The sequence below is a fragment of the Paraburkholderia caledonica genome (assembly GCF_000383275.1).
Taxonomy (GTDB): Bacteria; Pseudomonadota; Gammaproteobacteria; order Burkholderiales; family Burkholderiaceae; genus Paraburkholderia; species Paraburkholderia caledonica.
On record NZ_KB911034.1, the window covers coordinates 1,022,829 to 1,045,649 of the forward strand.

Annotated in this window: 23 protein-coding genes; 17 read left to right on the top strand and 6 right to left on the bottom strand. The window is 63.8% G+C overall.

Going from position 1 to position 22,821, the window contains the following annotated elements:
* Positions 1-57: 57 nt before the first annotated feature.
* Positions 58-414, bottom strand: a complete 357-nt coding sequence (locus tag H281_RS0104730) for a hypothetical protein (protein WP_020065925.1) — start codon at positions 412-414, stop codon at positions 58-60.
* Between the two features lie 214 nt (positions 415-628).
* Between H281_RS0104730 and H281_RS0104735 the strand changes: the two genes are divergently transcribed.
* The 5 genes from H281_RS0104735 (at position 629) to H281_RS0104755 (ending at position 6,038) form a co-directional block, all read left to right on the top strand.
* Positions 629-2,152 carry an aminotransferase-like domain-containing protein gene (locus H281_RS0104735; RefSeq protein ID WP_020065927.1) on the top strand — a complete coding sequence of 508 codons (1,524 nt, stop codon included), beginning with the start codon at positions 629-631 and terminating at the stop codon, positions 2,150-2,152.
* 228 nt (positions 2,153-2,380) lie between these two features.
* Entirely contained in the window at positions 2,381-2,866 is a 486-nt protein-coding gene (locus tag H281_RS0104740; protein WP_020065928.1) for a PaaI family thioesterase, read from the top strand.
* Positions 2,867-3,004: 138 nt separating this feature from the next.
* Positions 3,005-4,003 (top strand): NADP-dependent oxidoreductase, encoded by a 999-nt coding sequence (locus H281_RS0104745; RefSeq protein WP_020065929.1) that lies wholly within the window; start codon positions 3,005-3,007, stop codon positions 4,001-4,003.
* A 97-nt stretch (positions 4,004-4,100) separates the two neighbouring features.
* A complete protein-coding gene (locus H281_RS0104750) occupies positions 4,101-4,994 on the top strand; it encodes an SDR family oxidoreductase (protein WP_020065930.1) in 894 nt (297 codons plus the stop codon).
* An 87-nt stretch (positions 4,995-5,081) separates the two neighbouring features.
* On the top strand, positions 5,082-6,038 hold the full coding sequence (locus tag H281_RS0104755) for an alpha/beta hydrolase (RefSeq protein ID WP_020065931.1): 957 nt from the start codon (positions 5,082-5,084) through the stop codon (positions 6,036-6,038).
* Between the two features lie 3 nt (positions 6,039-6,041).
* Here the strand turns inward: H281_RS0104755 and H281_RS0104760 are convergent, their stop codons facing one another.
* Together H281_RS0104760 and ygfZ are read right to left on the bottom strand one after the other, a co-directional pair.
* A complete protein-coding gene (locus H281_RS0104760) occupies positions 6,042-6,923 on the bottom strand; it encodes an NRDE family protein (RefSeq protein WP_020065932.1) in 882 nt (293 codons plus the stop codon).
* Between the two features lie 121 nt (positions 6,924-7,044).
* A complete protein-coding gene (gene ygfZ, locus H281_RS0104765) occupies positions 7,045-8,181 on the bottom strand; it encodes a CAF17-like 4Fe-4S cluster assembly/insertion protein YgfZ (protein ID WP_027804290.1) in 1,137 nt (378 codons plus the stop codon).
* 77 nt (positions 8,182-8,258) lie between these two features.
* Here ygfZ and mltG point away from each other — a divergent pair, with 77 nt between their 5' ends.
* The 11 genes from mltG to H281_RS0104825 all read left to right on the top strand — a co-directional run bounded on the left by mltG (position 8,259) and on the right by H281_RS0104825 (position 19,559).
* On the top strand, positions 8,259-9,269 hold the full coding sequence (mltG, locus tag H281_RS0104770; protein ID WP_020065934.1) for an endolytic transglycosylase MltG: 1,011 nt from the start codon (positions 8,259-8,261) through the stop codon (positions 9,267-9,269).
* Positions 9,269-9,889: a dTMP kinase gene (gene tmk / locus H281_RS0104775; RefSeq protein ID WP_020065935.1), complete on the top strand. Its 621-nt coding sequence runs from the start codon at positions 9,269-9,271 to the stop codon at positions 9,887-9,889. The genes mltG and tmk overlap by 1 nt, the downstream gene beginning before the upstream one ends.
* 95 nt (positions 9,890-9,984) lie before the next feature.
* Positions 9,985-11,019 (top strand): DNA polymerase III subunit delta', encoded by a 1,035-nt coding sequence (locus H281_RS0104780; RefSeq protein ID WP_020065936.1) that lies wholly within the window; start codon positions 9,985-9,987, stop codon positions 11,017-11,019.
* Between the two features lie 93 nt (positions 11,020-11,112).
* A complete protein-coding gene (locus H281_RS0104785; RefSeq protein ID WP_020065937.1) occupies positions 11,113-11,637 on the top strand; it encodes a GNAT family N-acetyltransferase in 525 nt (174 codons plus the stop codon).
* Positions 11,638-11,707: 70 nt separating this feature from the next.
* Positions 11,708-12,502 carry a TatD family hydrolase gene (locus H281_RS0104790; RefSeq protein WP_020065938.1) on the top strand — a complete coding sequence of 265 codons (795 nt, stop codon included), beginning with the start codon at positions 11,708-11,710 and terminating at the stop codon, positions 12,500-12,502.
* Between the two features lie 109 nt (positions 12,503-12,611).
* Positions 12,612-13,289 (top strand): ankyrin repeat domain-containing protein, encoded by a 678-nt coding sequence (locus tag H281_RS0104795; RefSeq protein ID WP_408735234.1) that lies wholly within the window; start codon positions 12,612-12,614, stop codon positions 13,287-13,289.
* A gap of 176 nt (positions 13,290-13,465) precedes the next feature.
* Positions 13,466-13,822: a Rap1a/Tai family immunity protein gene (locus H281_RS0104805; protein WP_006048979.1), complete on the top strand. Its 357-nt coding sequence runs from the start codon at positions 13,466-13,468 to the stop codon at positions 13,820-13,822.
* 262 nt (positions 13,823-14,084) lie between these two features.
* Positions 14,085-15,320, top strand: a complete 1,236-nt coding sequence (locus tag H281_RS0104810) for a mechanosensitive ion channel family protein (RefSeq protein WP_020065941.1) — start codon at positions 14,085-14,087, stop codon at positions 15,318-15,320.
* Positions 15,321-15,532: 212 nt separating this feature from the next.
* A complete protein-coding gene (gene otsA, locus H281_RS0104815; protein WP_020065942.1) occupies positions 15,533-16,945 on the top strand; it encodes an alpha,alpha-trehalose-phosphate synthase (UDP-forming) in 1,413 nt (470 codons plus the stop codon).
* Positions 16,946-17,045: 100 nt separating this feature from the next.
* Positions 17,046-18,209: an AAA family ATPase gene (locus tag H281_RS0104820; RefSeq protein WP_027804291.1), complete on the top strand. Its 1,164-nt coding sequence runs from the start codon at positions 17,046-17,048 to the stop codon at positions 18,207-18,209.
* A 282-nt stretch (positions 18,210-18,491) separates the two neighbouring features.
* Positions 18,492-19,559, top strand: coding sequence for a glycosyltransferase family 4 protein (locus tag H281_RS0104825; RefSeq protein WP_020065944.1), 1,068 nt, complete (start codon positions 18,492-18,494; stop codon positions 19,557-19,559).
* Between the two features lie 340 nt (positions 19,560-19,899).
* On the opposite strand, the gene H281_RS0104830 is transcribed toward H281_RS0104825, so the two are convergent.
* The 3 genes from H281_RS0104830 to H281_RS0104840 form a co-directional block, all read right to left on the bottom strand.
* Positions 19,900-20,487 (bottom strand): BPSL1445 family SYLF domain-containing lipoprotein, encoded by a 588-nt coding sequence (locus tag H281_RS0104830; protein ID WP_027804292.1) that lies wholly within the window; start codon positions 20,485-20,487, stop codon positions 19,900-19,902.
* A 370-nt stretch (positions 20,488-20,857) separates the two neighbouring features.
* Complete coding sequence (locus H281_RS0104835; protein WP_020065946.1) at positions 20,858-21,310, bottom strand: membrane protein; 453 nt, start codon at positions 21,308-21,310, stop codon at positions 20,858-20,860.
* Positions 21,311-21,532: 222 nt separating this feature from the next.
* Positions 21,533-21,826 (bottom strand): PsiF family protein, encoded by a 294-nt coding sequence (locus H281_RS0104840; protein WP_020065947.1) that lies wholly within the window; start codon positions 21,824-21,826, stop codon positions 21,533-21,535.
* 441 nt (positions 21,827-22,267) lie between these two features.
* On the opposite strand from H281_RS0104840, the gene H281_RS0104850 reads away from it, so the two are divergent.
* Entirely contained in the window at positions 22,268-22,564 is a 297-nt protein-coding gene (locus H281_RS0104850) for a YciI-like protein (protein ID WP_020065949.1), read from the top strand.
* The last annotated feature ends 257 nt before the right edge of the window (positions 22,565-22,821 follow it).

Here is a 22,821-nt window from a genome sequence, read left to right on the forward strand (position 1 = left end):
GAGAGGGTCAATCAGGTACCGCTCGTGTTTAGTCTTATCTTCGTCTCATGCTTCGTCTTAAGCAGCGCGCCGCAGCGTCGCTTTCAGGAATGCGGCTAACCAGAGCAGGGTTCGACCTGTCGAGCTGCTGCCTCTGTTTTCAGCAAGCGACGGTTGCACCACGAAGGCAGCGGCCCGCGCATCCGCGGCACTAATCGATATCATGCCGTGTTGCTGCACGACGAAGCACTGGCCCTCGTGCAAGGTGACGGACGTCATTGAAACGGCATCGCCGAGCCACGCAAGCGAATGATCGCGAAACGCCAGTTGCAGATCGCCCTCAACGGCAACGACGCTGCTTCTTGCGCGCACGTCCTGCAGAGCGACTTGACCGACAGTGAGGCGGGACAGATCGGCGTTGGGGCGAGTTGACATGACCGTTTCCTTAAGACCGTTTGCATGCCATCCAGCATATTGAGCGGGTGCCCTTGAAAACAGCCGCAGTTATCGGCAATCTGAACCGCTACAAGACGGCGGTTTGGCGCGCTGTATCGGTCGAAATGCAAGGAACGTGTATCTGTCGCGGCGCCGCCGCAGTGCGCACCATCGGTTGATGAGCCGATCCACCTACATGCAAACGGACACCCCCATGGATACCGTCATGCAGTCCGAGCAGTCCGAGCGCGCGGACCTCGCGCTTAAGGACGTCTCGCCGGCGAGCGAGCCGCTTTATCGTCAACTGGCCGGCCACTACCGTCGTGCAATCCGCAACGGCGTGCTGCCTCCCGGCGAGCGCATGCCGTCGATGCGCGCATTCATGCAGCGCCACGGCGTAAGTCTCGCGACGGCGACCGAGAGCTACCGCGTGCTCGAACGCGAAGCGCTAATCGAGGCGCGGCCGCGCGCCGGCTACTTCGTGCGCGCTTCGCAACGCGCTGCGTTGCCGGCGGCGTCGGAGCCCGATCTCGCGGCCCTGCCGCAGGCCGCTCAGTTCGTCGGTATTCACTCGGCGATCTCCGCGATCGTTTCGCAATATCAGCGCTATCCGGACGCATTCAATCTCGGCGGCGCGACTGCTTCGGCTGACCTTTATCCGACTGACGCGTTGCAAAAAGCCGCGCTGCGCGCGTTGCGCAGGCGGCCCACATTGCTGACCGCAGTCGGGCCCGATCAGGGCGACCCGGCGTTGCGCGCGATCATCGCGCGCCGCGCGCTCGAAGCGGGCATTCAGATCGGCGCGGACGACATCATCATGACGCACGGCGGCATCGAGGCCGTCAATCTCGCGTTGCGAGCGGTCACGCAACCGGGCGACACCGTTGCCGTCGAGTCGCCTTGTTTCTTCGGCTTGCTCCAGGCGCTGGAAAGCCTCGGGCTGCGCGCACTCGAAATTCCAGCGAGCCCGACGAGCGGGCTTGCCATCGAGGCGCTCGAATTTGCGTTGCAAACGCATCCCGACATCAAGGCCGTGGTCGTCGTGCCGAATTTGCAGAATCCGCTTGGCAGCGTGATGCCCGATTCGCACAAGGCGAGGCTGGTCGAACTGTGCGCGCGAGCCCGCATCGCGCTGATCGAAGACGACCCGTATCGCGAGCTTGTCGACAGCGCGCAGCCGCTGCGCTCGCTGAAGGCGTGGGACACCGACGGCACCGTCATCCACTGCACGTCGTTCAACAAGACTCTCGCGCCCGGCATGCGGATCGGCTGGATCAACGGCGGGCGCTGGCATCCGCGTATCGGCATGCTGAAGTTTGCGCAGTCGCGTCACAACGAACAGCTGTCGCAAGTCGTGCTTGCCGAGTTTCTTGAAACGAACGCGTACGAACGGCATTTGCGGCGTTTGCGCGATCGCTTGAGGCTCCAGCGTGAGCGGATGTCGGCGGCAATCGGCACTTCCTTTCCCGATGGAACGCGTTTTACGCCGCCCGCTGGCGGTATGTTCTTCTGGATCGAGTTGCCGCACGCGGTGTCGTCGGCCGCGTTGTTCGATGCCGCTTTGAAGCAACGCATTCGCGTGATGCCGGGCACGGTGTTTTCGAACGCGGGCCGCTTCAATCGGTTCATCAGGCTCAGTTGTCCGAGCACGGACCTCGAACTCGCGGATGAAGCGGTGCTGAAGCTCGGCCGGCTAGCGACAGCGATGGCCGCGCGCGCGGCGACGCAAGCGGCGTGAGCGCACCGCGCCCGTTGAATACGGTGAGGCCGCTTAGCCCGCTTAGCCCGCTTAGCCCGCTTAGCCCGCTTAGCCCGTCGAGCCGAAGTGTCGCTCGATACCGCACAGTGCCATAGCGGGTATCATTTCCTCTCCTTTGGCGCGGTGCTCCGTCGCGTGCATGCTGCTCTTTGCACATCATTGCGAGTTGCACCGCCCTCATGTCAAGACAAGTCCACTGAAGCCGCAATGACCGAATCATCTTCATCCACCGCGACGGGCGCGTCGCTGCCTGAGAGTCCCTTTGTCGACCGGCTCGGCGCTGAGTTGGTGTCGGCGGCGGACGGCGTCAGTGAAGTGACGCTGCCTTTGCTGCCCGAGCATATGAACACGTGGGACGTCGCGCACGGCGGCGTAACCATGACGCTGGCCGACGTTGCGCTCGCGATGGCCGCGCGCAGCCTCGCGGGCGACGGTGTCGGCGTGGTCACGGTCGAAATGAAGGTCAACTTCATGCAGCCCGGCCGCGGTGAGTTGCGCGCGACAGGCCGCGTGCTGCACCGCTCCACGACGATGGCCTATTGCGAAGGCGAGATCCGCGATAGCGAAGGGCACTTCGTCGCCAAGGCGCTCGGCACGTTCAAATACATGCGCCGCCTTGCCGTGGGCCGCGACGTGACGCGTCAACGCTTGCGCAGCGACCCATCGGCGAAACCCGGTCCTAGCGACGGCTGAGCACATGCAGCGTTTCGCTCCGCATTGTCCGCGCGCAGGCCGGGTGCACGGCTCGCTGCAACCGTAGCGATATGCGCCCGGCAACCTGTAGCCGGTCTTCATAATCAGCAGAAGCAGCAAAATTAAGGAGACGATGTCATGCCACAGATCAACCGTCAGTTCGTGCTGGCTTCGCGGCCGCAAGGCGCCGTGACGCCCGAAAACTTTCGCCTCGTCGAAACGCCCCTTGCACCGCTCGCCGATGGAGAAGTGCGCGTGCGTAATCACTATCTGTCGCTCGACCCGTACATGCGCGGTCGCATGAACGACAGCAAGTCGTATGCGCCGCCTCAACCGCTCGACGAAGTGATGATCGGCGGCACGGTCGGCGAGGTCGTCGAATCAAAGAATGAGAAGTTCGCGGTCGGCGACAAGGTCGTCGCAATGTTCGGCTGGCAGGAGTACGGCACGTCGAACGGTGCGGGCATTCAGAAAGTCGACGACACGCATGTGCCGCTGTCGGCTTATCTCGGACCGGTCGGCATGCCGGGCGTGACGGCGTGGTACGGATTGAACCGGATCATCGCGCCGAAGGCCGGCGAGACGGTCGTGGTCAGCGCGGCAAGCGGAGCAGTGGGCAGTGTGGTCGGCCAACTGGCGAAAGAAGCCGGCGCGCGCGCAGTGGGCATCGCAGGCGGTCCGCAGAAGTGCCGTTATGTGGTGGAGACGCTTGGCTTCGACGCGTGCATCGACTACAAGGCGGGCAACCTCTATCAGGACCTGAAGGCGGCGACGCCGAACGGCGTCGATGGTTGCTTCGAGAACGTGGGGGGCGAAGTGCTCGACGCGACGCTCGCACGCATGAACCCGTCCGGCCGGATCGCCCTCTGCGGATACATTGCGGGCTACGACGGTCAGCCGGTGCCGCTCAAGCACCCGTCGCTGATATTGACGCAGCGTCTGCTCGTGCAGGGCTTTATTGTCAGCGAGCATATGGACGTCTGGCCGGAAGCGCTCAAGCAGCTGGGCACGCTGGTCGCGCAGAAAAAGCTGCACTATCGCGAGAGCATCGCGCAAGGGCTCGATGCGGCGCCCGAGGCGTTCATCGGCTTGCTGAAAGGCAAGAATTTCGGCAAACAGCTTGTGCGATTGATCTGATGTGGGGGCATGGCGGCGGCCGGCGGTTGGAAGCGTATGGGGTCGCCATTGCACCCGCACTTGGAGCGGCGTTTGCAGCACACAAAGGAGTCCACGGATGTTCGAATTTGCAGGCAAGGTCGCGGTCATCACCGGCGCGGCCAGCGGCTTCGGCCTCGCGTTTGCGCAGAAAGGCGCGGCGCTCGGCATGAAACTTGTGCTCGCCGACCTGAATCCCGACGCGCTCGCGCAGGCCGTCGATACATTGCGCGCGGCGGGAGCCGACGCGATCGGCGTGCCGACCGACGTGTCGAGCGCAACGCAGGTCGAGGCGCTCGCGCAAGCCGCGCTCGATGCGTTCGGCAAGGTGCATCTGTTGTTCAATAACGCGGGCGTGGGCTCGGGCGGCTTGCTGTGGGAGAGTTCCGCCAACGACTGGTCGTGGGTATTCGGAGTCAACGTAATGGGCGTCGCGCACGGCGTGCGTGCGTTTGCGCCGATCATGCTGGCGCAGAACGAGCCAGCGCATATCGTCAACACCGCATCCGTCGCGGGGCTGCTGTCGCCGCCCGCGATGGGCGTCTACAACGCGTCCAAACACGCGGTCGTGTCGCTCACCGAGACGCTGTATCACGACCTGCAGATTGCGCAGTCCGGGCGTGAGGCGAGCCGCCGCGTCGGCTGTTCGCTGCTGTGCCCCGCGTTCGTGCCCACGGGCATCGCCGATGCCGAACGCTCGCGGCCCGCCGAACTTCGCAACGAGAGCCGCCCGACGCGCTCGCAGATCGCCGCGGGCAAGCAACTGCAGCGCGCGGTGCAATCGGGCAAGCTCAGTGCCGCCGATGTCGCCGGCATCACGTTCGAGGCTATCGCCGAGCGCCGTTTCTATATCATCACGCACCCGGCCATCATGGCAACGGTGAGACTGCGCCACGAGGACATCGAGCAGTTGCGCGATCCCACCGATCCGATGTCGCTGAAGCCCGAAGTCAGGCAGGCGCATTCCGACTAGCGCCGTTCCGCCGTTCGTTGCGCGCAGTGTCGCGTGCGCCTTTTCAACCTGCGGCGCGTATGCGCCATCTAACGTTACCTGCGTCACATGCCGCTGAACCCGAAGATCGAGCAGGTGCTCGACATGATCGCGCGCGCAAAGCGTCCGAAGCTCCATGAGATGACCGCGCAAGCGGCGCGCGCGTCGTATGAGAAGAGTGCGCCGATTCTCGAGATTGCGAGCGCGCCGATGTTTGCCGTCGAAGACCTGCGTGTACCGACGCGCGACGGCGCAACGATTCGCGCGCGTCTTTATCAGGCCGCAGAGCCGAGCTGGGCCGAGCCGGCTCCTGCGTTGATCTACTATCACGGCGGCGGCTTCACGGTCGGCAGCGTCGATACGCACGATGCGCTGTGCCGCATGTTTGCGCGAGACGGAAAATGCGCGGTGCTGTCGGTTGATTACCGGCTTGCTCCCGAACACAAGTTCCCGACCGCCGTCAACGACGCTTTCGACGCGCTCGTCTGGCTGCATGCGCACGCCGCGGAATTCGGCATCGACGCCGGCCGGCTTGCGGTAGGCGGCGACAGCGCGGGCGGCACGCTCGCCACGGTTTGCGCGGTGCTCGCGCGCGACGCCGGCATCGCGCTTTCGCTGCAGTTGCTGATCTATCCCGGCACGACCGGCTATCAGGAGACGGATTCGCACTCGCGCCTTGCCGACGGCTTCCTGCTGTCGGGCGAGACGATCCAATGGTTTTTCGATCAATATGTTCGCGACGCGAGCGATCGCGACGACTGGCGTTTTGCGCCGCTCGACGGCAAACGCGGCGCACCCGAGTTCGGCGGACTCGCGCCCGCCTGGATCGCGACTGCCGAATACGATCCGTTGAGTGACGAAGGCGATGCCTACGCCCAGAAGCTGCGCGACCATGGCAACGAAGTCACGCTCAGGCGCTACCCGGGCATGATCCACGAGTTCTTCAAGATGGGCGGCTTCGTGCCCGATGTTGCGCATGCGCACGCGGAGGCCGCGGCGGCATTGCGCAGGGCATTCGGCGAGTAATGATTACGCGATTTGCGGCTCGACGTTGAACGCGAAGCTGCGCTCGAAGTCGCCCGGGCGCACGACCCGGTGTGAGCCGTTGTCGTCGCTTCGCTCGGCCACCGCCACGCTGATCATCTCCGCGTTCGCAACTACCCGCAACGCCGTCGTGCCGCGCGTGCCGTACTCCGGCGTTTCGATGAATGCCGCCGACAGCGCCCGTTCGCGTTCGAGCGGAATGCCGGTGGCAGGCAGCTCATCGTCGGGGGCGACGCGCGGGTCGCGCATCAGGTCGATCAGGCGCTCGAGCGGCGGCATCGAGTTGCGCGTGAGGAGCGCGCTCAATTCGGCCCGCTTTCTGACGAGCTTCGGCCACGGGGTGTCGAGCACCGCGTTCGAGATGCCGTGTGTGCCGGGCGTAAGCAGCGCGGGGGCAGCGTTAGAGCGATTGCAATACCAGGCGAGTTCGCGACGCGTCCAGTCGCCGACCAGCAGGTTGAAGCCGTTGTACATGTCGCCGGTCTTCGCCACGCGTTGCAGATAGGCCAGCGGCGTTTCGTGCGGGCCGCCGTTCTCACCGCCGTTCTCCATGTCGTTCTGACTGCCATTCCTGCCGGGGCTGCCCGAAGCCAGCCAGTCACTGACAAGCGTGCCGCGGGTCGGCGCATCGGCGCGCATCTCGCGCGGCGCGCGGTAGTTGGTCAGCGCAGCAAATCGGCCGTCGCGCGACATGCCGAGCCACGTTCCGCCGCCGAGCAAGTCGCGGCCGGCCAGCACGCCAGGCGCGTCGCTCCACCATGCGATCGGCTCGGCCGTGCGCCGGAAGAACTCGTCGCGATTCGCGGCGAGCGTGAAGATCGGGCCGTCGACCGCATCGGGTCGCCAGTCGAAGACAATTAGGCACATCGGGGGCGTCTCCCAGTTGGGGACTTCTGAAATGGCATGGCAGGCAGAGGTTCAGGCGAGGGTGCAGCGAAGACGCGGCGCGTTTTCGTCGAACAGCGCCGCGTCGCATCTTCGAGCGCGGTCAAACCTCGGTGGGCAGGCCGTACGGAAGCGCGAGGAACTGCAGCGCCGGGCCTTGCGCCTCGCCTAGATGCACCGAGCCGCTTTCGAGCGCCGCCAGCTTGATCTCGACCAGCAGATCGACGCCGCCGTCGTGCGCCGATGCCGCGTTCACCACCATGCCGCACGGCTGGCCCGGATCGTCGGAGTGAAAGAGTTCGGCGCCGGCCTTCGCGGTATCGAGTTCGCTCGCCACGTTGGCGAGCGACGTGCGCCGCTTGATCGTGCCGCGATACTGGCTGCGCGCCACCACTTCCTGACCGGGATAGCAGCCCTTGCGGAAATTGACCGCGCCGAGCACGTCGAAATTGACCATTTGCGGCACGAATTGCTCGACCACCGGCTGCGTGATGCGCGGCTCGCCTGCGCGAATGTCGAGCCAGTCCCAGACTGCGGGCGAAACCTGCTTCAACTTCTCGCGAAGCTGCGGCAAGTGCGCTTCGACTTGCGCCTTCGGGCCGACCCACAGATAGCGCAAACGCTCGAACGCGTCAGGCACGCGGATCAGCGAGCCGGCCGCGCCGTCCACCTTCACGTGAACGCCGTCGGGCAGCGCGTCGAACACGCCGGACAGCGCCTTGCGGACATCGCCCGCGAGGCCGATCACGGCGAGTTCGCTGCTTGCATCCACGAGCTTCGCCTTGGCGCGCAAAACGAACATGGACAGCCGCTTTTGCACCGCCGCCTGCACGTCTTTCGAGACGAGCAGACGGATCGTGTCGCCGCTGCGCCACGTCAGAAACGACGCCAGCAACCGTCCCTTCGCCGAGCAATAACCGGCGAGACGCGCGTTCGCGGCGTCCAGGTGCTGCGTGTCGTTGGTCAACTGCCCGTGCAGGAAGCTCGCGGCGTCGTCGCCGGTGGCGTCGATCACGCCGAACTGCGTGAGGGACATGTAGGCGCCATGTTCGAGCACTGCGGCGAACTCATCGGCGGACGGACGCGGCAGCACCGGTAGCGCCGTGGCGGAATGCCCCGAGGGCGCGCCGCCGGCGGTGCCAGCAACAGCGCCGGGAGCAGCGCCTGAAGCAGTAGCTGAAGGTGTGCCTGAAGGTGTGCCTGAAGGAGTGCCTGAAGCGGTAGCGAGCGGTGTGTTCATGGATTCCTGGAACAGTCAATTCTGACTTTAGCTAAGGCAAACAAGTATTATATGCAGTCCAACCCAGTCACGTTTTCATGTCCCTCTTCAAGAAATGTTTCGTCGCCGGCTCGATTATCGTCGTGCTGGCCGCAGCCGCGATTGCTGGCGGATACCACTGGGCCAATAGCCCGCTTGAGCTGAACCCCGCGCAACTCGACGTCACCGTCAAACCGCACAGCAGTCTGCGCAGCGTCACGCTGCAGCTGAACCGCGGCGGCGTGCCCGTCGAGCCGGAACTGTTCATCGTCATGACGCGGCTGCTCGGTCTTCAGAGCGAACTCAAGTCGGGCAACTATGAGTTCAAGACCGGCATCACGCCATACGAAGTGCTGCAAAAGATCGCTCGCGGCGACGTTAACGAATACGTCGCGACCGTTATCGAAGGGTGGACGTTCAGGCGCATGCGCCAGGAACTGGACGCCAATCCGGCGCTCAAGCACGACAGCGCCGGAATGAACGACGCGCAACTGATGAGCGCGATCGGCGCGCCGGAAGCCTCGATCGGCAACGGCGAAGGGCTGTTTTTCCCGGACACCTACCTGTTCGACAAGAACACGAGCGATCTCGACGTGTACCGCCGCGCCTACCGGCTGATGCGCGCGCGCCTCGACGAAGCGTGGGTCGCGCGCTCGCCGGATCTGCCGTACAAGACGCCGTATGATGCGCTGATCATGGCGTCCATCATCGAGAAGGAAACCGGCAAGAAATCCGACCGGGCAATGGTCGCCGCCGTCTTCGCGAACCGTCTGCGCGTGGGCATGCCGCTGCAAACCGATCCGACCGTGATTTACGGTATGGGCGAGAGCTATAACGGCCACATCCGCAAGAAGGACCTGCAGACTGACACTCCCTACAATACCTATACGCGGATGGGCCTGCCGCCGACACCTATCTCGCTGCCGGGCGTGGCCTCGCTGCAGGCGGCGATGAACCCTGCGCAAACCAGCGCGTTGTACTTCGTCTCGCGCGGCGACGGCAGCAGCATCTTTTCCGACACCCTCGGCGATCACAACAAGGCCGTGGACAAATACATTCGAGGGCAATAATGGCGCGCGGCAAATTCATTACATTCGAGGGCATAGATGGCGCCGGCAAGACGACGCATCTTGCCTGGTTCCGCGAGCGGCTGGAACAGAAGGTGGCGGCCAGCGGCCGCTCGGTCGTCATGACTCGCGAGCCGGGCGGCACGCCGCTTGGCGAGCAGATTCGCGAGATCGTGCTGCATCAGAAGATGGACCTCGAAACCGAGGCGCTGCTGATGTTCGCGCTGCGCCGCCAGCATCTGGCCGAAGTGATCGAACCGGCGCTCGCGCGTGGCGACTGGGTGCTCTCCGACCGCTTCACCGACGCCACTTTTGCCTATCAGGGCGGCGGCCGCGGGTTGCCGCGCGACAAGCTCGAAACGCTGGAGCGCTGGGTTCAAGGCGGCTTCCAACCCGATCTCACGGTGCTGTTCGACCTCGCGCCCGAAATCGCGAACGAGAGGCGCAGCGCGGCGCGCGATCCGGATCGTTTTGAGAGCGAATCGACCGCATTCTTCGACCGCACCCGAGCCGAATATCTGCGGCGCGCGGAAGAAGCGCCTTATCGATTCGCTATCATTGACTCTTCGCAAAGCATTGCGCGAATCCAGAAACAACTTGATGAACTTCTTGCAAGTCTTTGATCATAAAACAATATAAGCGAGTGTTATTTACCGACCAAGACCTCATGCAATACGTCATAAAATCGCGTTCAACTGACTGATCAGAAAGAGAAAAGATGATTTATCCGTGGCAAGCCGATGACTGGAACCGCCTGCAGCAATTGCGCGACCACTGGCCGCACGCCTTGCTGCTGCACGGACAGGCGGGCATCGGCAAGCTGCGCTTTGCGCAGCATCTCGCGCAAGGTCTGCTGTGCGAGGACCAGCGGGACAACGGCGAACCGTGCGGCGCTTGCGTCGCGTGCAACTGGTTCACGCAAGGCAACCATCCCGATTACCGTATCGTCGTGCCCGAGGCGCTGGCGGCCGAAGCCGGCATCGGCAACGGCGCGGACGAGAAAGCCGAAAAAGCCGATGGCGACGAAGGCAAGAAAACGCGCTCACCGAGCAAGGAAATCAAGATCGAGCAGATTCGGGGCTTGCTCGACTTCGTGGGCGTGGGTTCGCACCGCGGCGGCGCACGCGTGGTCGTGCTGGCTCCGGCGGAGGCGCTCAACATCGCGGCGGCCAATGCGCTGCTGAAAACACTCGAAGAGCCGCCTGCGGGCGTCGTGTTCCTGATGGTGTCCGCGCGGATCGACCGGCTTTTGCCCACCATCATCAGCCGTTGCCGCCAATGGCCAATGAGTCTGCCCGCGCCGCAGGCCGCGACCCAGTGGCTCGCCGGGCAAGGCTTGGCGGAGGCGCCGGCGCTGCTCGCCGAAGCGGGCGGCGCGCCGCTGACCGCACTCGCGCTCGCTAGCGACGAAAACCGCACGTTGCGCGACTGGACGCTGAAGCAGTTGGCCGCCGGCCCGCAGTGCGACGCCTTCGCGTGCGGCGAGGCGCTGCAAAAGCTGCCCGTGCCGCTCGTGCTCGGCTGGCTGCAGCGCTGGATGTACGATCTGCTCGCGCAGCGCACCGCGGGCGCGCCGCGCTATTTTCCGCAGGCGTCGGCGGCGCTGACGCGCTGTGCGTCGCAAGCCGACGCGAGCGCGTTCGCCCGCTTCATGCGCGCCGTAACGCGCCAGCGCGCGGTCGAAAATCATCCGCTGAACGCGCGGCTCGTGTTCGAGGAACTGTTTCTCGGTTACCGCGAGCTTTTTGCATGACGCGAGGCGGCGTTCCCCACGTGCGGCGAGCGTCGTTTCCACCCGATAGCGCTTTACCCGTTAGCCGGTTCTTCAATTCAATCTGAAAGCACCATGAACCTGTCTTACCGCGATGCCACGCTCGACGATCTGCCTGCCATCGTCGCCATTTACAACTCGACGGTGGCCTCGCGTCAGGTGACCGCCGATCTCGAACCGGTCAGCGTAGAAAGCCGTGTTGCATGGTTTCACGCGCATGGGCCGCACAAACGCCCGCTATGGGTTGTAGAAGACGCCGAACAGCCGCACCGTGTGATCGCCTGGCTGAGCTTTTCGGATTTTTATGGCCGTCCCGCCTATCAGCGTACCGCCGAAGTCAGTATCTATCTCGACGAGCGCGCGCGCGGCAAGGGCCTCGGCAAGCAGTTGCTGGCGGCCTCGCTGGCGGCGGCGCCGGCGCTCGGCATCGACACCGTGCTGGGATTCATCTTCGGTCACAATGAGGCGAGCCTGCGCCTGTTCCGCGGCTTCGGTTTCGACACATGGGGCTCGCTGCCGCGCGTGGCCGTGTTGGACGGCGTGGAGCGCGATCTGGTGATCCTCGGCAAGCGCCTCGACGCGCGAGGCGCGGCAGCCTGACCGAGTCGGGCCACGCTTTTGGGCCACGCTTTGGGCCATTCCTCGGGCCATTCATTTGCAGGACATGATCATGTTTGTCGATTCGCACTGTCACATCAATTTCGAAGGACTCGCCGACCGCCTGCCGCAGGTGCTCGAGAATATGCGAAGCCACTCGGTCACGCACGCGCTGTGCGTGTCGGTGGACCTGGAAACGCTGCCGTCCGTGCTGGATATCGCGAGCCGGCATGAGAACGTGTACGCGTCGGTGGGCGTGCATCCGGACCACGAGGACATGCGCGAGCCGAGCGTCGCGGAACTCGTGGAACTGGCCGGGCATCCGAAAGTGATCGCAATTGGCGAGACGGGGCTCGACTACTACCGCCTGGAAGGCCGCTCGATCGCCGATATGGAATGGCAGCGCGAGCGTTTTCGCACGCATATCCGCGCCGCGCATGCCACGGGCAAGCCGCTCATCATCCATACGCGCTCTTCGTCGGAAGACACGTTACGCATCATGGCCGAGGAGCGCGCGAGCGAGCCGGGCGGCGTGATGCATTGCTTCACGGAGCCGTGGGCCGTGGCCGAACAGGCGCTGGCGCAGAACTTCTACATCTCGCTGTCGGGCATCGTCACGTTCAAGAGCGCGACGGATGTGCAGGACGTCGCGCGCCGCGTGCCTCTGGAGCGCCTGCTGATCGAAACGGATTCGCCTTACCTCGCGCCGGTGCCGTATCGCGGCAAGCCTAATGAACCTGCGTACGTCAGCTATGTCGGACGTTTCATCGCGCAGCAGCGCGGCATGACGGACGAGGCGCTCGCGGCCGCAACCACGCAGAATTTCTTCCGTCTATTCAAGCTTTCCGCGCCGATCGGTGCACTGTGAAAGTGGATAAATATCAAGAGGATAGGGGCCAACCCTAAAGTAAAATATGATCAACAGTTCTAGTTTCTCCGACGCGCGCCAAGCCGCCCAAACGGCCCGCGCCGCATGCATGTCGGCGCGCCGCGGCTTCTCGCGCGCCGCGCTCGCGGCCACGGTGGCCTGCGCCGCGCTGAGTTCGCTGATCGCGGCACCGGCCGAGGCCGCGCCGATCGATTCGCTGATCAAATCAGTCAAATTCGACGACGTCGACGGCGTCAAGAAACTGCTCGCCAAGGGCATGGACCCGAACAGCGTCGATAACCAGGGCATGCCGCTCCTGGTGCTGGCCGCGCGCGAGAAGTCCGACAAAGTCGGCGCCGCGCTGCTCGCAAATGCGAAAACCAACGTCGAGATCGAAGACAAGGCCGGCGAAAACGCCATGATGATGGCCGCGCTGAACGGCGACATCGACTTCGTCAAACAGTTGATCGCGAAGGACGCCGAAGTGAACAAGAAGGGCTGGGCGCCGCTGCACTACGCGGCAGCAAACGGCCACGACGACATCGTGAAGCTGCTGCTCGACCATTCCGCCTACGTGGACGCAGGCTCCCCGAACGGCACCACGCCGCTCATGATGGCGGCGCGCGGCGGCCATGTGTCGACGGTGAAACTGCTGCTCGACAACGGCGCGGACCTGACGGTCAAGAACCAGATCGGACTCACCGCACTGGATTTCGCGAAGACCTATAAGGAGCCGGACGTGGTCGAAGGTCTGACCGCGCGTTTGCAGCAGATGCAGCAAAAATAGAGCGCGCAGCGCGCCGGCATGCGCCGGTGCGCACCGCCCATTGCCTGGAGATCGCGGCTGCCGGCCTGCTGCCGCATCGCAAAACAGTGCAGAATGACGACTTTGTTGCGGCGCGTTCGCGCGCCGTCCGGATGCGGCAACAGACCGCCTGATAAACGACCCTGGAAAGGAACACCATGCTGCGGGCTTTGATTTTCGCCAGCGCGTTTGCCGTACCGTTATCGGCAGCCGCGTTTACGGGGGGCGACCTCAACAAACTGTGCACGAAGACCGACGTCGCGTCGCGCAGTGCGTGCGCCGCATACATCGAAGGCGCCGCCGACGGCATCTTCAACACTATCGACGCGATTGGCGGTACTACGGGACCGCGCGTCGGGCAATACTTCTGCTTGCCTCAGGACGCGCGCTCGGCGCAGCTGACCGACGCCGTACGCAAGTACATCGCGGAAAATCCGATTGTCGCGGGCTACAACGCGAGCACGGCAATCTCGCTGGGACTCGGCAAGGCATTTCCTTGCAAAAGCGGAAGTTAGTGTGAGTTGAAAGGACGTGTAGCGTACGACGCACACGTTCTCCCACGAGTCGGACGCCACGCTGCACATGCGCGGCCGGCTCGACAAGCGGAGCGCATTTTTCGATTAGCGCATCCGTCTCGAAGGCGCTTTACGGTGTTTTTCAGTGCTTTTCACGAGCGCGTCCGGCGGGTTCGTCCCGCGGCGCGTGTCACATTGTGCCGTCGCCGCGTTTCATGGCCGCCGGCCTGTCCCCATCCAATCGAAAAGGAGGTTGTCCTTCATGCCTTTTCTAGACGAACTCAACCACCTTGACCGTATCGCCGAAGCGCCGCTGCATACGTGGCTGGGCGCGTTCATGATCTCGGTGGTCGTCGTGCTGATCGGCATCGGCATGCACCGCGTGGGCGCACGTATCGTGACCCGAATCGCGCGGCCTTATCCGCTCACCAGTGTCGTGCTTCGCTATATCGACAAGCCTTCGCTGTTCGCGCTCACCATTCTCGCGCTGGAAGCCGTATGGTGGGAGGCGCCCGACACGCTCACGTTCATATCGCCGTTGCGCGACGCCGCCGCGATCGCGCTGATCGGCGCGTTGACCTGGCTGTCGGTGCGCTCGGCGGCGGCCATCGGCGAGGCAATCATTCAGGCCCATCCGCTCGACACCGCCGACAATCTGCAAGCGCGGCGCATCCATACGCAGGCGAGAGTGCTGGCCCGCTCCGTGATGCTCGTGATCGTTATCGTCGGCGTGGGCGGCGCCTTGATGACGTTCCCGAATGTCCGGCAGATCGGCGCGAGCCTTCTTGCATCGGCGGGCGTGGCAGGGCTGGTTGCCGGTATTGCCGCGCGGCCGGTGCTCGGCAATCTGATCGCCGGCTTGCAGATTGCGCTGTCACAACCCATCCGGCTCGACGACGTCGTCGTCATTCAGGGCGAATGGGGGCGCATCGAGGAAATCACCGGAACATACGTGTCGGTGCGCCTGTGGGACCAGCGGCGGCTCATCGTGCCGCTGCAATGGTTCATCGAAAATCCGTTTTCGAACTGGACGCGCAGCAGTTCGCAAATCATCGGCACGGTGTTTCTCTACGTCGATTACCGGATGCCGCTCGCGCCGCTGCGCGAGGAGCTTGCGCGCATTGTCGCGGCGGCGCCTGAGTGGGACGGGCGCGTGCAGGTTCTGCAAGTCACCGAGGGCACCGAACGCTCGATGCAATTGCGTGCGCTCGTCAGTTCGCTCGATTCAGGCCTCAACTGGGACTTGCGCTGCCGCGTGCGCGAGGGGCTCCTCGACTTCATCCAGAAGCACTATCCGCAGTATCTGCCGCGCGCGCGTGCGGAAGTGTCGGCGGAACTCGAAAACGGCAAGGGCGAGCCGCTCGACTGGGTGCCGCGCGGCGCTCGCACGCCTGCTGGCAGCACCGCGGCGCATACTGAGGCGGACCCGGTGGCGAGCCGGCCCGCTCAGGCGACTGGCGCGGCAGCGCCGTCGAACAAGGTCAAGGAAATGGCCTAGTGGCCACCGATGTCCGCGTGAGGCTTCTCCGCGCGGACCGGCGCCCACGGCGATGCAACCGATTCGATCGCTAAGGGGTCGAACCGTCCACTTACACATAAACTCGGCGCGGCATGGCGTGCACCATGCGAAAGTTTGTCGAGGCGCTCGCTGCGTGACGAGCGCCGGCTGCACCCTGGCAGATGCCGCGCGCAACAAGGAGGACTAGCAACATGGGCCGACTGATCGTCGTGTCGAATCGCGTCGCAACGCCGACGGAAACCAAAGGATCGGCTGGCGGCCTCGCCGTCGGCGTGTTCGGCGCGCTCAAGGATGCCGGAGGCGTGTGGTTCGGCTGGAGCGGCGACGTGGTCAGCGAGACCGTCGCCAACGCCGGGCCGACGCTCGAACAGGACGGCGCGGTCACCTTCGCAACGGTGGGTCTGACGCGCAAGGACTACGACCAGTACTACCGCGGCTTCTCGAATGCGACGCTGTGGCCGGTGTTCCACTACCGCAACGATCTCGCGCGCTACGAGCGCGAGGAGTATGCCGGCTACCGGCGCGTCAACGCGTGGCTTGCGCACAAGCTGATCAAGCTGCTCGAGCCAGACGACGTGATCTGGATTCACGACTATCACCTGATTCCGTTTGCCGAAGCGCTGCGCAGCGAAGGCATCACGAACCGCATCGGCTTCTTCCTGCACATTCCGTTTCCCGCGCCGCAGATTCTGCTCAACATTCCGCCGCACGAGGAGCTGGTGAAATCGCTGTCGTGCTACGACTTGCTGGGCTTCCAGACGGCGACCGATCAGGAAGCGTTCCACGATTACGTCACTCGCCACGCGCGCGGCTCGGTGTCGAGCGACGGTCTCGTCGAAGCGTTCGGCCGCAAACTGCGTACGGGCGTCTACCGCATCGGCGTGTTTCCAGACGAGATTGCCGAGCAGGCAAAGCGCTACGAAAGCCGTCAGCACGTGCTCGATCTGAAGCAGAGTCTCGAAGGCCGCAAGCTGATCATGAGCGTCGACCGGCTCGATTATTCGAAGGGGCTCGTTGAACGCTTTCGCGCATTCGAGCACCTGCTGGAGCGTTCGCCCGAATGGCGGGGCAACGTCACGCTCGTGCAGATTGCGCCGCCCACGCGTTCGGACGTCGCTACGTACCAGAAGATTCGTCAGGATCTGGAGTACGAAGCAGGGCGCATCAACGGGCGCTATTCTGGTCTCGACTACACGCCGATCCGCTATCTGAACCAGCAATACGACCGCTGGAAACTCATGTCGCTGTTCCGCGAGTCGCAGATCGGCTTCGTCACGCCGTTGCACGACGGCATGAATCTCGTCGCGAAAGAATACGTCGCCGCGCAGAACCCCGACGATCCGGGCGTACTCGTGCTGTCCATTTTCGCGGGCGCCGCGGCGGAGCTGACAGGCGCGCTGCTCGTGAATCCGCACGATGCAATAGGCATGTGCGAGGCGTTGCAGCGCGCGCTGCAAATGCCGCTCGACGCGCGTCAGCGGCGTCACGAGATCAACATGGCGGCGCTGCGCAAGAACGATCTTGGCGTGTGGCGCGACAGTTTCCTGCGCGACCTGCGCAGCGTGCCGCTGCAGAAGCCCGCCATGGGCGGCGGGCATAAGTAGTGAGCCATCCGAAACGGCATGTCGTGCGCGCATGCGGGCGCGGCACGCCAGGGCGCTTGGCGCCTGCAGCCTGCAGGGCGTCTTATGCACGGATGGCCGCGTGCTGAGCGCGCTCGCCATCGCCGGTTACCGGTCGCTGCGCGAGTTGATCGTGCCGCTTGGGCGGCTCAACGTCATCACGGGTGCCAACGGCAGCGGTAAGTCGAGCGTCTATCGTTCGCTGCGTCTGCTTGCCGAAACGGCGCGCGGCGGCGTGATCACGTCGCTCGCGCGCGAAGGCGGTTTGCCGTCCACCTTATGGGCCGGCCCGGAGCGTTTTTCCCGGGGCATGCTGAGCGGCGAATTCGAGGTTCAAGGCACGACCCGCAACGCACCGGTCAGTCTGCGTCTCGGCTTCGCGGGCGACACGTTCAGCTATGCGATCGACCTCGGCTTGCCGCATCCGGGCATCAGCAGGTTCGTGCTCGATCCCGTCATCAAGCGCGAGTGCATCTGGAGCGGGCCGGTGCTGCGGCCCTCGGCGTTGCTGGTGGATCGACAAGGAGCGGCGCTGCGCACGCGCGATGAAAACGGCGACTGGCAAACGGTCCCGCAACCCGTCGCGAGCTTTGACAGCATGATGACGGAGTTCGCCGACCCGCGATGCGCGCCGGAGATGATCGCGGTGCGCGAACAGATCCGCTCGTGGCGCTTCTACGACCACTTCCGCACGGATGTCGACGCGCCCGCGCGCATGCCGCAAATCGGCACGCACACGCCGGTGCTCTCCGACGACGGCGCGGATCTCGCCGCGGCTTTGCAGACCATTCGCGAAATCGGCGACCCCGCTGCACTCGACGCCGCCATCGACGATGCGTTTCCCGGCTCACGGCTCGACGTCGCCACACAGGACGGCCGCTTCGAAGTGCTGATGCAGCAGCATGGTTTGCTGCGTCCGCTAAAAGGTGCGGAACTGTCTGACGGGACCCTGCGTTATCTATTGCTGGTCGCCGCCCTGTTGACGCCGCGTCCGCCCGCGTTACTCGTATTAAACGAGCCCGAAACGAGTCTGCATCCGGATCTGTTGCCGGCGCTCGCACGGCTGATCGCGCGGGTCGCCGCGCACTCACAGGTACTTGTCGTGTCGCACGCGGCGCGGCTCATCGCGTCGCTCGAACGCGAAGACGCGAGCGAGTCGCTCGTGCTGGAGAAGCATTTCGGTGCAACGCGTCTCGCCGACGCCGAAGAGCGCGACATACCGGCGTGGAAATGGCCGTCGCGCTGACGCCGACGCGTGCGTGCGGCTCCAATATTTCGATGGTCCTTGCGATGTAAGCTGAATGTAACAGCGCCCAAAAAATGCAATACCGGGCGCTTTTTAGCGCTTGCCAGGGAATAATGCTTCGATGCCTGTGGCGCGCGCGCCAGCCTCAGCGCCATTAATCGAAAGACGGAAGACTTGCCTGCCACCCCGGCGCCTATCGACGCCGGATAAACCTGGCCGGGCCGGGCAGCGCCAGGCTGTGCATAAGCCAGCGCTGCAAGCCGTCAGTTCACGGAGACAACTATGAAGATTGCGCAGATCGCCCCCTTGACCGAATCGGTGCCGCCGAAGCTGTACGGCGGCACGGAGCGCGTCGTGTCGTACATCACCGAGGCGCTCGTGGAGCTCGGCCATGACGTGACGCTGTTCGCAAGTGGCGACTCGGTGACGAGCGCGAAGCTGGAGGCCGTGTGGCCGCGCGCGCTGCGCCTCGATCCCGGCATCCGCGATCGCGTGGCGCCGCACATGTTGCTAATGGAACTGGTGCGCCGCCAGGCCGAAGAGTTCGATGTCCTGCATTTTCACCTCGACTATTACTCGTTCTCGGTGTTCAAGCGGCAGGAGACGCCGTTTGTGACGACCATGCACGGCCGGCTCGATCTACCCGAACAACAGCCGGTGTTCGACACGTTCAACACTGCGCCAGTCATTTCGATTTCCAATGCGCAGCGCCATCCGCTGCCGCAAGCGCGCTGGCTGACCACGGTGTATCACGGCTTGCCGGAGAAGCTATATACGCCGCAGCCGGTCGAGCAGAAGTACCTCGCGTTCCTCGGCCGTATTTCGCCCGAAAAGCGCGTCGACACGGCGATTCGCATTGCTGGGCGCTGTGGCATGCAGATCCGCATCGCGGCAAAGGTCGACACCGCGGATCGCGAATATTTCGAACGCGATATCCGGCCGCTACTGGACTTGCCGCACGTCGAGTTCATCGGTGAGATCGCGGATCATCAGAAGGCCGAATTTTTGTCAGGCGCTCATGCACTGCTGTTTCCGATTGATTGGCCGGAGCCTTTCGGCCTCGTCATGATCGAGGCCATGGCTTGCGGCACGCCGGTCGTCGCGTTCAATCGCGGTTCGGTGCCGGAGGTGCTCGAAGACGGCTTAACCGGCTTTATCGTCGAAGACGAGATCGGCGCGGTGGCGGCGGTCAACCGGCTGCACAAGATGCCGCGTGCCGGCGTGCGTCAACGCTTCGAGGAGCGCTTCACGTCGCACCGGATGGCGCAGCAATATGTGGACGCGTATCAGTCGGTGATTCGCGCCCAAAAGCGCTCGCGCTTCAAGGTGGTGGATAGCTCGGGGCGTTGATTTCCGCGAGCGGTTCATGCGGACGGTTCTGGAGGTCTGGCCACGGAATTGACATGTGCACTTGCTCGTTGCAAAAGCTCATGCCGACTGCCCGCGCAACGTTTTCAGAACCTTAAGTTGAACGCATAAAAGTTGGACAGGCCGGCCTCCGCGGGTGGAGCCGGCCTGTCGTCAAGTTTCCGCGCACTGCGACACATCGCGCGGCTCACACTGTGCAATCCCCGCGTCCATCCCGGACACCGTTGCGGGAATCAGGCGGGCAGCACGCGCAACCCGCATACGTCCGGGCGGTTATCGCGATGCGACGTGATGCGAGGCCGCTGGTCCGCCGTCATATTCCTTAGATCTTCAGGCGCGAAACCTTCGTGCCCTGCAGCGACAGATCGCCCATCAACCCGGCATTGGTCAGCACGAATACTTGCACCGGCGCCGTGGCGGTGGTGGTGTCGATCACGCCGTTCGCGCCCATCTTCACGAGCGCGACCGAAGCGTCGCCGCCCACCGACCAGCCGTCGGCATTGCGGAATTTGTCGAGCGCGTCCTGCGTCATGAACAGGAAGATGATGGCCTTCGACTGTGCGCCGGCCTGCAAGCCGAACGAGCCGGAAACCGTGCTGTAGTAGCCCACCGTGCTGCCGCCCACGCGCAGCGAGCCTTCGCCGTACTGCCCACCGACGATGAAGCCAGCCTGCAGCACCGACGGGAACACGAGCACGCCGCGCGCCTTCGAGACGAGTTCGTGTGAACCCTTCACGGTCGTGTACAGGCGCGACAAGGTGCCGTCGACGCTGGCGTCGATCGACTGACGTTTGGACGCGTCGGTGGACGGTGTGTCGTGGCCGCCGGTGTTGGTGGTACAACCAGCAAGTGCAAGGCCTCCGAAAGCGAGCGCAGCGGTAGTCTTCAACATGAAGTGTCGTCTTTGCATCGTTTTTCTCCGTATGGTTCCTTGGCGCAGCCGCGGAAGTTACGCGGCTGTCTTCTGAGTTATATCACACGGCACGCTAAAAGGCGCCCTCGCACGCGTAGGCGAAAAGCCTTATGTGACGGGGCTTTGCGGGAGATCGCAAGAGCCACGCTGTAAATCTGACCGGCTCGCGCGACGAGGCTCGCCCCGCGCAGAAAGCGTGATCGAACGGGGTCACGGCGTCGCGGATTCGCTCGTGGGTTGACGACCGGCGGCCGCACAGAAACCTAAGCAGATGCCCATTTTTACCGATTCGGATGCGCTGCAATTTGCGCCGCCATCGAACGAAAAGTGTTGTCCCGGCGCCGCACACTCGCGGCTTCGGTGCACGCTATCCGCCGTGATTCGCCTGACTCTTGACCGTGGGCGGCCGCCTGAGTGCGCGCCGCACCCCGCCGATCAGCACACCCACGGCAAGCAGCGTGAGCGCCGGCACGATCCAGTAACCGACGAATGCATGCCAGAGGTAAGCCATCAAGGTAGAGCGGCGCACGCTGTATTCGTTGCGGGCGTCCTGCTGGCGCGGCGCGTTGGCGGCCAGCACGTCGGCCGGGCAACCGGCGGCTTGCGCCTCGTCGGGCTTGCCGTGGCAGCGGGCGGGGGCGCCGGCGGCGCGCTGTGCGTCGGTGAAATTCCAGGTGGTCAGCGCGCGCTCGAGGTCGACGGCGTTATAGGCCATCTCCTCGCGAATTTCGCTGACTGCAACGATCGCCACGGGCACGGCCCAAAACACGATGACGACCAGCCACCGCCTCAACCAGCGGTTTTTATGCTTCGATACCATCCTTGCCTCCAATCGATGCTTTTCGGCATCAACGACAAGATGGCGGCCCGTATGGATATTGTGTGGGGTGGGCCGTCTCCGCAGCCATCATAGAAGAAAAACGGCGCGTTCGGGCGGCGGCACGGAGAAGGGCGGGGAAAGCGCGTGACGGAAAAACGCAGACAGCATAATGCGACGATCGAGCGCCGCGAGGTACGCGGCGCTTTCCGGCGATGTCCGGACTCAGTTGGCCGGCGCGGAAGACAGGCAGCTCTTCATGAACGCTTTACGTTCGTCGCCTTTCTTGCCGGTGGCTTGCACGTTGCACGCCTTCATCTTGTCCTGCTGGCTCATTGGTGCGGCGGCCGGCTTCGCGGAAAGGCAGGTTTTCATGAACGCCTTGCGCTCGTCGCCTTTCTTGTCGGCGGCCTGCTTGTTACAGTCCGCCATCTTGGTTTGCTGGCTGTTCTCTGCAAACGCGGGCGAAGCGAGGACGGCGCCGAGTACCAATGCAGCGATTGTGGATTGGAATTTCATGTGACACTCCCATCGGTGTAGAAACGTTTTTGGTCTTCATGCACGCGGGCGTCTACGCATCCGGCCCTCGGCAGGTCCATTATGGCAAATGCTGTCTGCATCAACGGCCAAAACCGCGTTTGCGTTGACATGCGCACCCGCGTGTTTTCCCTGATGTAGCGGCGCTTGCGGCATTCGCGGCATTCAGAAGGCCCAATTGCGGACAGGCCATTATGTTATGCATTGCAGATTAATTGACGAATGCAGCCGGGCCGTAAATCGCCATGTTGCCGCTGCGAGTGGCGGAATAAAAAAATTCGCGCTGAATTGTTCTTTTTGCTGCGCCCGCACACGAATAGCAATTGGTAAGGAAATCCGGACCGAAATTCCGAAATCTATCTGCCGCGGCGGTGTGCATGGGGCGCCGATGCTGTCGCGTCAGACAAACCAGAGGAGCATGCCATGCACTATCTGCTGACCTATGACCTTGTGCCCGACTATCTCGAACAGCGCGGCGCGCACCGCGAGCGGCATCTGAAACTTGCTTGGGCTGCGGCGGAGCGCGGCGAACTGCTGCTTGCCGGCGCATTGAACGACCCCGTGGACACCGCCGTGCTGCTTTTCACCGGCGAGTCGCCCGCAGCCGCCGAGGCCTTTGCCAAGGCGGATCCGTACGTGCAAGCGGGCCTTGTGAAACGCTGGCGCGTGCGCGAGTGGACGACCGTGGTCGGCGAGGGCGCAGCCACTCCAGTCCGCTAATTGAACGCGCCGACGAACCCGCGGGCGAGGTGCCTCGCCCGCGCTGTTGCCACGAGGCGCGAGAGCCTTGCTTGCCACATCGATGTCATCAAGCGTCGGCACCTTGAGCTCGATGCGCCCGCAACCAACTGACGCAGCCGGCTACGTCAAAATTTCGAAAAATCTCGAGTGCCGTCGTGACTGCGAAATCGCATAAGTTTATTCGCGGCTTTTTCGAATTCTCAGGCTCGCTACAGAAAAACCGGTGCTATCGCAGC